This is a genomic window from Neglectibacter timonensis, from assembly GCF_900048895.1.
Classification (GTDB): Bacteria; Bacillota; Clostridia; order Oscillospirales; family Acutalibacteraceae; genus Acutalibacter; species Acutalibacter timonensis.
The window spans coordinates 255785-268619 of the sequence record NZ_LT160640.1 but is presented as its reverse complement, the minus strand read 5'-3'; the positions used below and the strand labels follow the sequence as shown (position 1 = coordinate 268619).

The following is a 12835-nucleotide window of genomic DNA, read 5'->3' as shown; positions in this document are numbered from 1 at the left end:
CTCCTTGTTCAAACCGCTCTTCAGTCTTTTAAAAGCTGTTTGTAGAGCTTGATATAATCGTTAGCCGATTTTCCCCAGCTGTTGTCACATCTCATTGCACGGTCCACAAGAATGCCCCAGCCTTCCTGGTCGGAATTGTAGGCATAAATAGCACGATGGAGCGAGTGCAGCATATCCCCGGTGTTGTAGCTCTGGAACGTAAAGCCGTTGCCTTGACCATCCCCGCTGTCGGTGATGGAATCCTTCAGGCCGCCCGTCTCCCGCACTACAGGAATGGAGCCGTACCGTAAGGCGATCATTTGGGAAAGGCCGCAGGGTTCGCTCTTGCTGGGCATCAGGAAGATATCAGAACCAGCGTAGATTTTCCTGGAGAGTTCCGGAACAAATCCCAGGCAGAGCACAAACCGGCCGGGATATTTCTCCTGCATCCACTTGAAATAATTTTCATACTCCAAATCCCCGCTGCCCAAAATCACAAATTGGGCGTTGGAATACTGCATCACATTGTCCACAGCTTCCTTCACCAGATCCAGGCCCTTGTGGGAGACAAGCCGTGTCACCATTCCGATCAGCGGCAGATCCGGGTTCACCTCAACGCAGACCCGCTCCTGCAGCTTTGCCTTGTTTACAGCCTTGCCTGCACGATCCTCGCAGGTATAATTGGCGTAGAGATTCGGGTCGTGTTCCGGGTCGTAATTTACCACGTCGATGCCGTTGAGAATACCAGAAAGCTTCCAGGAACGCTCCCTCAGAATGGGGTCCAGCTTATGCGCATACCAGGGATCCAGGATTTCCTGGGCATAGGTCGGACTCACTGTAGAAACCCAGTTGGCACACTCTATGGCTCCCTTCATCAGATTCACACACTTGTCATATTCCAGCAGCTGGCTTTCATAATTGGGGATGCCGAACACATCCTCCAGAATTTCCTTGCCATACTGGCCTTGATACTGGATGTTATGGATGGTAAACAACGTCTTAATACCGGCATACCACTCATTATTGGCATAGAAGAGCCGGTAATAGACCGGCACCAGGGCGGTCTGCCAGTCGTTGGTATGGATGATGTCTGGCTTGAAATCAATATAGGGCAGCATTTCCAGAATAGCGCGGGAAAAAAAGGCAAAGCGCTCCGCATCGTCAAAATGTCCGTAAAGCCCGTTTCTTTTGAAATAATACTGATTGTCGATCAGGTAATAGATTACATTGTTGATCTTAGCTTCAAAAATGCCGCAATACTGCCTGCGCCAGGCCACGGGTACGCTGATGCTGGTGACAAAACGCATCTGATCCCGCAGCTCCTGGGGAACGCCGTCATACAGGGGCAATACCACACGGCAGCCGATCAACCGGGTTCGCAGTGCCTGGGGCAGGGAACCGGCGACGTCCGCCAGTCCTCCGGTGGCGGAAAAGGGCAGCGCTTCGCTTGCACAGAATAAAACTTTCATCGTGTTACCTTATCCTTTCCTGGATGAAACTCAGGGAGCCTGCGGCGGAGGGATCCGCCGCTTCTCCCCTATCCCGCAGCTCTCAGACCTTGCTTCCCTTGGATACGTACACGGGATAGGTCTGATAGCCCATCAGTGTCCGGTCATTTTCAAACACCACATTCTTATCCGCCACCACATAGTCGAGGCGGGTATTCTCCCCCACTACGGTGTCCTGCATAATCACACAGTTTTTCAGCTTCGCGCCCTTTTTCACTTTGACGCCGCGGAACAGCACACAGTTCTCCACCTCGCCGTCGATGATGCAGCCGTCCGCCACAATAGAGTTGGATATTTGAGAACCCAGCCCATATTTGGCCGGCATATCGTCGCGCACTTTGGTATAAATCGGCCTGGAGGGCTGGAACAGCTGTGTGCGCACCTTCGGATCCATCAAAGCCATATTGGCGTTGAAATAGCTGCCGAAAGAGGTCACCTGGTAAGCGGCGCCGGTGAACTCATAGCCGCACACCCGCATATCCGGCAGACAACGCTGCAGGAGATCGCGGTCAAAATCATAAAGGTTTCTGGCCATGCAGTCTTCCACCAGTTCCATCAGCTTTTCCCTGCCGATGATCGACATACCAATGCCGTAATTGCAGTCGGCATCGCTGCCGCGTTTGACCAGCATGTCCCGGATCACACCTTCCGGGTCCACCGTATACAGGCAGTTCTTATCGGAATCCGGCGACATTCCATGGCGGTACACTACAGTGATATCCGCCTCCTTCTCACTGTGGAACTTAAACACGTCACGATAATCTATGTTGGCTACGGTATCACAGTCGGAAAGCAGTACGTATTCCTCGTGAGAATTTTTCAGAAACCGCATAACAGAGGCAAGCGTCTCAATCTTTCCGTCCGTACGGATGGTCTCGGCTCCAAAGGGGGGCAGCAGATAGAGGCCCTCTCGTTTTCTCGAAAGGTCCCAAGCCTTGCCGGAACCCAGGTGATCCATCAGCGACTGGTAATTCTGTTCGGTGATGACGCCCACCTTGTTGATTCCCGAGTTTACCATATTGGAAAGCGGAAAATCCACCAGACGATACCGGCCGCCAAAAGGCACCGAAGCCATCACCCTGTTTTGAGTGAGTTCTCTCACCCGTTCCTCATGCACATAGGCAAAAAGAATTCCCATAACATTGTTGCCGCGCATCATCATCATTTCACCTCCTCAGCATCGATCATGGCTTTCGGCTCAACCACAGTGCCCGGCGGAATCGTACAGCCGGGTCCGATCACAGCCACGCCCCAATCGTCCTTGTTCTCCATTTCCTCAGGCCGCTCGCCAACCACCGCGTTGGCGCCGATCACGGAATTTTCCGATACGATCGCATACTGTACCCGTGCGCCCTCTTCTATACGGGCTCCCGGCATGACGATGGAATCCTTTACCACCGCGCCCGGCGCCACATAAACACCGGCAAACAGCACGGCAAAATCAATTTCTCCGTAAACATTGCAGCCTTCCGCTACCAGGGAGTTCTGCACATGGGCGCCCTTGGCCACATAGTGTGGCGGCATCACCGGGTTACGGGAATAAATCTTCCACTCGTCGTCGCTCAGGTCCAGAGAGATATTGGGATTCAGCAGATCCATGTTGGATTCCCAAAGACTCTCAATGGTACCCACGTCCTTCCAATAGCCTTCAAACCGGTAGGCGAACATCCGTTCCCCTGCGTTCAGCATGGCCGGCAGCACGTTTTTGCCAAAATCGTTCTGAGATTTGGGATTCTCGTCGTCTTCCTCCAGGTATTTCTTCAATTTGCTCCAGCTGAACACGTAGATACCCATAGACGCCTGATTGCTCTTAGGCACCTTCGGCTTCTCATCAAACTCATAGATGGAGCCGTCTGCATTGGTATTCAGAATGCCAAAGCGGGAGGCCTCTTCCAACGGCACCTCATACACGGCAATGGTGCAGGCGGCGTCCTTCTCCTTGTGGTAATTGATCATCTTCGAGTAATCCATCTTGTAGATATGGTCTCCGGAAAGTACCACTACGTATTCCGGGTCATACCGTTCAATAAACGGAATATTCTGGAAGATAGCGTTGGCCGTCCCCTTATACCAGTCTGATTTTTTGTTTTTCTGGTAGGGCGGCAACACATGTACGCCGGCATTGGTGCTGTCCAAGTCCCACGGCTGGCCGTTTCCTATATACTCGTTGAGTTCCAACGGCTGATACTGGGTCAGCACACCCACAGTTTCAATGCCGGAGTTTACGCAGTTGGAAAGTGGAAAATCGATGATCCTGTACTTGCCGCCGAACGGTACCGCAGGCTTGGCAAGATTTCTTGTCAATACGCCCAGCCGGCTGCCCTGTCCACCCGCAAGCAGCATGGCTACAACCTCTTGTTTGGGTAACATTTTAGCGTCCTCCTATTTCTAAAAATTTCAAATATTGCAAAAGCGAAAGCTCCCTGCACGCTTCAACCTGTTATACAGAATGAAACGCCTGTCCCCTTCTCCGACCCACAGAAACCATTGCCACCCAATGGCGGTTTCCGGACCCTCCGGGCTTCCCCGGAGAAAAAGCCGGCTCACGCTTTTTTTGCCTTGACCGAACGTCTCTGTACGCTAAGCTTTTCTTTTGCGCCGCTCAGCTTACTCTGCGGCGGCTTCACTGCCCGCTTCGGATTTCTGCGCATGCATTCCAAGAAGAAAACGGTGTTGGCCGGCAACGTCAGAGCCGCGCTCTGCTCGCAGCCGTGCATGGGGATATCTTCTGTTTTCACAGAGCTGCCGTTGGTTACGCCTCCGCCTCCGAAAGCCTTGTCATCAGAAGAAAACACCTCTGCCCAAGTACCGCGCACCGGCAGGCCGATACGGTAGTTATGGCGCTCCACCGGTACAAAATTGCACACGGCAACAAGTTCTCTTCCATCCTTCGATTTCCGCCGGAAGGCAATGACGCTCTGTTTGTAGTCATCATTGCTGATCCATTCGAACCCAGACCAGTCGAAATCCTGCTCCCAGAGCTCCGGCCGGCTGAGATAAAACCTGTTCACCGCCCGGAAAAAGTTCTGGGCGTCCCGGTGTTCCTGGTGTTGAAGCAGGCCCCATTCCAGCTCTTTTTCAAAATTCCACTCGTTTTTCTGAGCAAATTCCGTGCCCATAAACTGCAGCTTCTTGCCGGGATGGGCCATCATATACGTGACAAAACAGCGCATGCCAGCCTGCTTTTGCGCTTCATCTCCCGGCATTTTATTGACAAGAGATCCCTTTCCGTACACCACCTCGTCATGAGAGATGGGAAGGATATAATTCTCGGAGAACGCGTAGAAAAAGGAAAAGGTAAGGGAACTGTGATTGCCGCTTCGAAACAGCGGATCCAGCGACATATAACGCAGCATGTCGTTCATCCAGCCCATATTCCATTTGTAGTTGAACCCAAGCCCCCCCATATAGGTTGGCTTTGTCACCATGGGCCAGGAGGTGGATTCTTCCGCGATCATCATCACCTCAGGCTCCTCCGCGAAGGCCGCCTCGTTGAGGGTTTTCAGGAATTCTACGGCCTCCAGGTTTTCCTTTCCTCCGTCCTTATTGGGCACCCATTCGCCGTCGTTGCGGCTGTAATCCAAATACAGCATGGAAGCCACCGCATCCACCCTCAGCCCGTCGATATGGTATTCCCGGAGCCAGAACACAGCGCTGGAAACCAAAAAGCTTACCACCTCGTTGCGCGCATAGTCGAACACCAGCGTACCCCAATCCTTGTGTTCGCCCTTGCGGGGGTCTGCATATTCATAGCAGGGCGTGCCGTCAAACCTTGCAAGACCCGCTGCATCCTTGGGAAAATGGGCGGGAACCCAGTCCATAATCACCCCGATACCCGCCTGATGGCAGCGGTCTACAAAACGCATAAAATCCTTGGGCTGTCCATACCGGGAGGTGGGGGCAAAATATCCCATAACCTGGTACCCCCAGGACCCGTCAAAGGGATATTCCGTCAGGGGCATAAATTCAATATGGGTAAATCCCATATCCTTCACATAGGGAATCAACTCGTCCCCCAGCTTTTCATAGGAAAAAACGCTTCCGTCCGCATATTTCCGCCAGGAGCCCGCATGCATCTCATAGATGTTCACCGGCTGGGAATAATGGGGGTTCTTTTTCTTCTGGTTCCGCCATTCTGCATCCTGCCAGTGGTACCCTTCCAGGTCGTAATAGCGGGAGGCTGTTCCGGGTCTGGTCTCCGTGTGCAAAGCATAGGGATCCGCTTTATAGGTGTCCTCGCCTTGAGCTGTCTTCACATAAAATTTATACAGTTCGAAGGGTTGAAATACAAAATCCGTAAATCCCTCCCAAACCTCATCGTCTATCTTTTTCAAAGGATACTTGGCCTTATCCCAGTTGCAGAAATTGCCCACCAGCGAAACCTCTTTCGCTTTTGGGGCCCAAACCCTTGCCACCATGCACTCCCTGCCGTTTCGGCTGGTTTTGTGAAGGCCCAAATATTCATAGGCCCTCCTGCTCTTGCCGCCGCGGAACAGGTAAAGGGGGAGGTTTTCCTGCTTGGCTTCAGGCAGCTCTTTCCCCACGTCCTTTTTATTTTCCATAAGTCGAAACTCTCCTTTTCCCGGATATTCCGCTTGTCTTTGCTGTTATCATACCATATACGGGAAAAATTTCAAGTGGTTTTTAGTGATTTAATTTAAACTTGCGGAATAAATTTTTGAATATTTGTTATAATCTTACAAATATCTATGTGTTTTTCTGTGTAACGCCACTTTTGCTGTACCAGAACACCCTAACACATACTCCATGGGAATTCTGTCAAATTTCCCGGATATTACTTTTTTCCCTTTGACAAGCAGGAAAGCCCATGATATGATGAACCCACTCTGAAGGGAGTTTTTTTACTATGAAATTCTGCATCAAAATCTGCTCCGTGCGGCTGGCAGCGGTGAAACATTGCACGGGGCTGATGGAATCCTTCACCGGCGGATAACAGAATCGCAAGACAGGCATGCTTAACGCTGCCTGTCTTATGGTGCTGCCGCTGGGGATCAGGGATGCTGTGGGCCGTGGACGATGTTTCGTCCGCGGCCCTTTTCATTTTTCCGGCGCGGAGAGATCCGCTTAAAAAGCCGGCAGCATTTCTGAAAGGAAGATTTTTTTGAAACAGAATACAATGTTCGATCTCACCTCAGGCAGCGTGCCAAAACGGCTGTTTCGTTTTGCCCTGCCTCTGTTCCTAGCCAATATCCTACAATCCTGCTACAGCATGGCCGACATGGCTGTTGTGGGAAACTTCGTAGGCAGCGGCGGTCTAGCCGCGGCTGCCAGCGCATCAAAACTCCTGTTCCTGATCACATCTCTGGGCAGCGGCCTGACCATGGGAGGCACCGTGCTGATTGCTCACAGCAGAGGCGGCGGAAGACGGGATCAAATCTGGCCAGCAGCAGGAAACCTGTTCACAGGCTCCCTGCTGACCGCCCTTGCTATTACCATTTTCACCCTGCTTGTCTATCCTTCTGTGTTTCAGTTTATGTCTGTCCCCAGTGAAATTATGCCTTTAGCCTCCTCATACATGCATATCCTCTGTTTCGGCACTGTATTTGTCTTTGGTTATAACGCATGCTGCGCCATTCTCAGAGGCTTGGGGGACTCTTCTGGTCCGCTGAAGTTTGTGGCGTTTTCCTCTGTGCTGAATATCCTGTTGGATTTGCTGCTGACCGGCGTCTGCGGCTTCGGCATGCAGGGAGCGGCGCTGGCGACAGTGTTCTCTCAAGCCGCCTCCTGTGCTGTCGCCGTCATTTATTTATGGCAGAGAGGGATGCTGAAGGGACTGAAACGGACAGATCTGTGTCTGCAGAAGCGGGTATCTATCCCTCTTCTGCGGATCGGGCTGCCCAGCGCTGTGCAGATGTCCGTACTGAACCTTTCCTACCTGCTTGTCACAGGGATGCTCAATGGCTGCGGCGTCGCTGTGGCTGCTGCGGCGGGCGTGGGGCTGAACCTCAATACCTTCGCCGCCATGCCCTGCTGGGCTGTGGGGCAGGCGGTTACCACCATGACCGGCCAGAACCTAGGAGCCGGGAACATACGGCGCGCCGCCTCCACCGCCAAAACAGGCGTTTGGATGAGCGTGGCCGTCACGGCTCCGCTGGTACTGATCATTCAGATTTTTGCCCCCCAACTGATCGGATTATTTAATGCTGACCCTGCCGTAATCCGGGAGGGCGCCTACTATCTTCATCTCTGCTGCGGGCTGAATTTTCTGCCCTACACCGTCATGTACCTGCTGGATTCTTTCGCCACCGGCACTGGGGATTCCAGATTCGCCATGCTCAACGCCTTATTCCAATCCGTTGTCCTGCGTCTCGGGCTCAGCGTCTTGCTGGGGAATGTACTGGGCTGGGGCTATCCAGGCATCTGTCTGGCGGAAGCCGTCTCCCCCATCCTTCCCGCTATCCTGGGCCTGGGCTATTTTTTCGGTGGGCGCTGGAAAAAGACGCTCCCTCCTCCAAAGGCTGATACAGTCTGGCCGAATGGAAACAAATAACTTTTGCTATAGGACCGGCCGGCCATTTTACATGGATGGCCGGCCGGTCTTTTTTCCCGGCATCCCCCTCGAAGAGCCGCAGGAGAAGAGAGGGAAGAGAGGGAAGAGAGAGGGAAGAAGAGAGGGATCTAACTGGATATTAAACCCATAGTGTTCCAGCCTCTTTCATTGACGTCAAAGGGGAATAATGATAGAATGAACTGAATTTTGCAGGCACAAACGGTTGGAAAGGAAGGATTCTCATTTCATCTATCAAAAAAGAACTCACTGCACTTTTGTGTTTGTTGACGGCACTGATTCTTTTCTGTGCCGGGTTTTCTTCTGTGCTGCTCCCCGAACGTCTCGATTACGGCGCTACCTGGGGAATGTATGAAAAGGAAAAGAAGCATTCGGTTGATTTCATGTTTTTCGGGTCTTCTCTGGCTTATTGCGATATCATCCCCTCTGTAATCTATGAGGATACCGGGCTCACCTCCTATGTAATGGCCGGCCCGGAACAGACCATTCCACTGACTTACTGGTATTTGCGGCAGGCCTGTTCCACACAGTCTCCAAAAGTGGTATTTATCGAGGCCACCGGCATGTTCTTTTCCAGCCATTCCAAATCTGTCAAAATCAACCTCACCTATATGCCGTGGAGCATCAACCGGTTGGCCCCTACTTTTACCGAAGCAAGTGAAGACGAACGGGCCGGCCTGTTATTTCCCCTGTATGCTTACCACGACCGCTGGGACAGAATGACCTGGGACGATTTTTCCAGGGGCATCCTGGGCTACGATCCCGACCCTTTGGCGGGATATACCTTTCTGGATGCTGCCAAACCCATCGAAACCATAAAGGACAGGCCTTTTGAACTCCAGGAAGATCTCTATTCCCGCAATTTGAAATACGCTGAAAAAATAGCCGCTTTTTGCAAAGAACGGGACATTCTTCCCATTTTCTATCTGACTCCCAACACTTCCCGGCCAAGCGCCGAACTCACCGCGAAGCTCAGAACTGATTTTGAAGGTCTGGGTGTGGAGTTTAGGAATTATAACGATGCTTTCGATTCCCTGAACCTCGATCTTTCCACCGATTTTTTTGATACTTTGCATTTCAATTACAGAGGAGCCTGCAAGTTCTCCGCATATTTGGCTTCCGAACTGAAAGAATTCGGCCTCACTCCTTCTGCAGACGCTGACGCGGCGCTCTGGCAGGAGCGCATCCGTCATTTTTCCGCCCTGAAGGACAAGGCGGACAGCGGCCCCGTCAAGCTCAGCGGCGCGGCGGATACCCCATCGTGAGCCGGTTCACGCAGATTACACGAAAGGGCGGTTTTGTTTGAATTTCAATTCGCTTTCCTACCTCATCTTCCTGGTGCTGAATATTATCGTCTATTATTTGCTTCCCGGCAGATTCCGGAATCTCCAGCTGCTTGCAGCAAGCTATTATTTCTACATGTGCTGGAATCCCAAATACGCTCTACTCATGCTGTTTTCTACCGCCGTCACCTATTTTTGCAGCCTGTTTGTGCAACGCTCCGTGTGGGGCAAACGGCGGTTCTGGCTGGTTCTCAGCCTCCTGCTGAACCTTGCCATCCTATTTTTCTTTAAATACTACAATTTCGCTTCCAACGTGGTCACCCGGGCCCTTTCCTTCGCCGGACTCCAGATGGACATCCCCTTCCTGGATGTGCTTCTTCCGGTAGGCATCTCCTTCTATACCTTCCAGGCGCTCGGCTATACCATCGACGTGTACCGGAAAGATATTGAAGCTGAAAAAAGCTTTATTGATTACGCGCTGTTTGTCTCCTTTTTCCCCCAGCTTGTCGCCGGACCCATTGAGCGTTCCGGGAATATCCTGCACCAGCTCAAGGAATACCACCCCTTCCGTTTCGACAACATCAAAGAGGGGATTCTTCCCGCTCTGTGGGGGCTTTTCAAAAAGGTCGTGGTCGCCGACAACCTGGCCGTCATCGTCAACCAGGTTTACAACTCGCCCAAAGAGCACACTGGGGCGGAGTTCCTGGTTGCCACTGCCGCCTTTGCCTTTCAGATTTACTGTGACTTCTCCGCCTATTCCGACATTGCACGGGGCTCCGCAAAAATGCTGGGCTTTGACCTGATGCAGAACTTCAACTGTCCCTACTTTGCCGTATCCATCAAGGACTTCTGGCGGCGCTGGCACATTTCCCTGTCCAGCTGGTTTAAGGATTACCTTTACTTTCCCCTTGGGGGCAGCCGCTGTTCCAAATGGCGGCACCGACTCAATATTATGATTGTGTTCGCCGTCAGCGGCCTTTGGCACGGCGCCGCCCTCACCTTTGTGGCATGGGGCCTTCTCAACGGACTCTACCAGGTCCTTTCCGACCTGCTTCAGCCGGCCAGGAAGAAGCTTCTCTCCCTGCTTCACATTTCCGATGAGAACAAGGGATACAAAGTGTTCCGGATCCTTGTCACCTTCTGTCTCACCTGCCTTGCCTGGGTATTGTTCCGGGCCAATTCCCTGTCTGACGCCATGCAGATCTACGGCGCCATCTTCCGTATTCCTCTGTCCGGCATTCACGGCAGCCTGGCCGCTTTCGGCGTTTCCTTCCCCACCCTGGTCCTCATGCTCTTATGCGTTCTCGCCCTGCTTGCCGCCGACTGGTTTATCCACAACAGGAAACTCCCTCAGAAACTGAACAACACCCTCGTCCTGCGCTACGCCGTCTATTTCATCCTGATCGCCGTCATGCTCCTTTTCGGCTCTTACGGCGACGGCTACGACCCTCAGGATTTTGTCTATTTCCAGTTCTGACCTCCCACTCCCCACTCCCCACTCCCCCTCCGCTTGAGTTCCCGGAGCCTTCTTCTTTGCTCCTTTGCTTATATGCTCCTTTCTTGGACGGGAAGCTGCGACAAAAACCATCGGATCACAATCCCTCCACTGTGCTGTAATTTTCACATATGTAGGAACGTTGGAGATGCTTTCCGCTTGGCTGGAACAGGCTGCGAAACTTGATGCTGGAGAAATCACAAAAGAAGAATATGACAAATGGCGTTATAAATATCCTGAGTTTGATACAACTCAAAGGTGGGCGAAAGTTCCTTCGCAAGAATTGAGCGACTACCTTGTAGACACGCTAAACGAAAAGGAGTAGAATGCATGACATTTACTGCAACAAATGAATTGGATTGCTTTCAGTTTCACGATGCTGAAATAAAAGAAATTAAACTAATAGATGGCAAAATGATTTGGACGGTTTCTTGCATCAACGCCATGACTACAAATTCTCAGAATAATAACTCCAAAGATATGTGCGTTAAACATGCTATAATGACTTTTGATAATGTAAACATTGAGAAATTGCAGTTTGGCGCATATAAGGTGTACGATTCTAATCAGAATTTAATTGAATCAGTTGAAGCCACCTTAGCCAAGCCAGATGAATATATCGAAATTTTAATAGAATCAACCAGCAGCTATTGTTATGTTAATGGTATGGAAGAGCTACATAAAGTTGATGGCGAGGAATATCGTACTTGTTTTAATATAGATGGTGGAACAGGTAACTACTATTTAACTTTTACTTTTTCAAATTCTATTGTTGAATGGGACGAATACAGCGGGGAAGCCTGGTACGAACATCCCAAGTGGAAAAAGAAATAAGTAACTGCCATACAAAACAAAAAAGAGCTAACTGACACTTAAATCAGTTAGCTCTTTTATTTATGGATAATACATTAGTGTTGCCAAAACGTTGCCACAAGCAGAGCGATAACCTCTCAATCCCGCATGGTTACAGGGTTTGTTCAGACCACTTCATCATTCCCACTCCGCTACTGAAATCTTATCCATACTGTATTCAGCAGCTTTGTATTATTTTTATTCTATATGCTGTATCTATTTTACGCTTTATTTTCGTGGTAAAGTGGTATAAGCGTCGTTTCAGCATCGCATCGAAAGAAAGGCGGTGAAGAATATGTCAGAATCCAGAGAAGAAATGCTGCACTCCACAGCGAAGGCTCGCGAACAGGTAATGATTGACCGGCTGTTAGAGTCTTTTTACAAGCACAAAGATGAAATCCTAAAGGCAACACAGGAGAAAAAGGATTAACCCCTAAATATCACATCGTTATGGTATGCCAATGCCTCTTTATTGGGATAAAACCTTTCAGGCAAAATAATTGTCTCACCTTCAAGGTCAATGAGCCATCGCTTTGTAAAGCTGTCCTCCTGCTCTCGCACCTGCGTTGACACATGGATTTTATAATCTGGCGTTACCGTAATTAGCCCACCGTCAAACGCTTTATCATAAAAGGTATTGAGCAGCAGTCCATTTGTGGGGTCGGTTCTCTCTGAGGTCGTGCGGCAACTCCGGAACGGTTTGATATGACTTGCAACAAGCATGGCCGGCAAGGTCATGCCGGAGATACAGCAGGCGTTTTCATAAGACGCAAAAACAGATGCTCGGAAGAAGTGACGCTCTCGGCTCACTCTGTTTTTATCTGTTAGCGAGGATAGGGGCTTTGCGCCATTTATTGGGTTTGCGTCGAATAATGCGAGCCCGGTTAAAGATTCGGCTTGTACGCTGAGCGTGCCCCAATCATTTTTGAATTCGTCGAAAATCAATCGGTCCGCTTTCGCAGCATGAGTTGCGCCCTTGACCTTTGAATTAGGGTCAATAGCCGCAAAGTTTTTCATACGCATAACAAGAGAGCTGACAGAGTGGGAAAATCCATCAGCGACCTGCTGTATCAACTTATTTGAGGGGCGCATATCGTTCAGCGGTGTTATACAGTATAGCGCATAGGCAACGATAATGTCCTCTCGGCTCCATGTTACACGTTCGCCCATAGTTCAAAGTCTCCGAATT

At 50.7% G+C, this 12835-nt stretch carries 10 protein-coding genes; 5 read left to right on the top strand and 5 right to left on the bottom strand.

The window, feature by feature from the left end; genetic code table 11:
• Positions 1 to 20 precede the first annotated feature (20 nt).
• From glgA to glgB, 4 genes are all read right to left on the bottom strand, one after another.
• A complete protein-coding gene (glgA, locus tag BN3911_RS10145) occupies positions 21 to 1448 on the bottom strand; it encodes a glycogen synthase GlgA (protein WP_066865024.1) in 1428 nt (475 codons plus the stop codon).
• A gap of 82 nt (positions 1449 to 1530) precedes the next feature.
• Complete coding sequence (gene glgD, locus BN3911_RS10140) at positions 1531 to 2652, bottom strand: glucose-1-phosphate adenylyltransferase subunit GlgD (RefSeq protein WP_242871110.1); 1122 nt, start codon at positions 2650 to 2652, stop codon at positions 1531 to 1533.
• Positions 2649 to 3857, bottom strand: a complete 1209-nt coding sequence (locus tag BN3911_RS10135) for a glucose-1-phosphate adenylyltransferase (RefSeq protein ID WP_066865021.1) — start codon at positions 3855 to 3857, stop codon at positions 2649 to 2651. The genes glgD and BN3911_RS10135 overlap by 4 nt, the downstream gene beginning before the upstream one ends.
• Before the next feature lie 173 nt (positions 3858 to 4030).
• Complete coding sequence (gene glgB, locus BN3911_RS10130; RefSeq protein ID WP_066865018.1) at positions 4031 to 6049, bottom strand: 1,4-alpha-glucan branching protein GlgB; 2019 nt, start codon at positions 6047 to 6049, stop codon at positions 4031 to 4033.
• A gap of 560 nt (positions 6050 to 6609) precedes the next feature.
• On the opposite strand from glgB, the gene BN3911_RS10125 reads away from it, so the two are divergent.
• The 5 genes from BN3911_RS10125 to BN3911_RS17695 all read left to right on the top strand — a co-directional run bounded on the left by BN3911_RS10125 (position 6610) and on the right by BN3911_RS17695 (position 12076).
• The gene (locus BN3911_RS10125; protein WP_242871109.1) at positions 6610 to 7998 is read left to right on the top strand and encodes an MATE family efflux transporter; all 1389 of its coding nucleotides are present in this window, start codon (positions 6610 to 6612) and stop codon (positions 7996 to 7998) included.
• A gap of 275 nt (positions 7999 to 8273) precedes the next feature.
• Entirely contained in the window at positions 8274 to 9281 is a 1008-nt protein-coding gene (locus BN3911_RS10120; protein WP_066865016.1) for a hypothetical protein, read from the top strand.
• Positions 9282 to 9318: 37 nt separating this feature from the next.
• The gene (locus tag BN3911_RS10115; protein ID WP_066865013.1) at positions 9319 to 10776 is read left to right on the top strand and encodes an MBOAT family O-acyltransferase; all 1458 of its coding nucleotides are present in this window, start codon (positions 9319 to 9321) and stop codon (positions 10774 to 10776) included.
• A 348-nt stretch (positions 10777 to 11124) separates the two neighbouring features.
• Positions 11125 to 11628: a hypothetical protein gene (locus BN3911_RS10105; protein ID WP_066865010.1), complete on the top strand. Its 504-nt coding sequence runs from the start codon at positions 11125 to 11127 to the stop codon at positions 11626 to 11628.
• Positions 11629 to 11941: 313 nt separating this feature from the next.
• Complete coding sequence (locus tag BN3911_RS17695) at positions 11942 to 12076, top strand: hypothetical protein (RefSeq protein WP_256366518.1); 135 nt, start codon at positions 11942 to 11944, stop codon at positions 12074 to 12076.
• On the opposite strand, the gene BN3911_RS10100 is transcribed toward BN3911_RS17695, so the two are convergent.
• Positions 12073 to 12816 (bottom strand): HNH endonuclease, encoded by a 744-nt coding sequence (locus tag BN3911_RS10100; RefSeq protein ID WP_066865008.1) that lies wholly within the window; start codon positions 12814 to 12816, stop codon positions 12073 to 12075. The genes BN3911_RS17695 and BN3911_RS10100 overlap by 4 nt on opposite strands.
• Between the last annotated feature and the right edge of the window lie 19 nt (positions 12817 to 12835).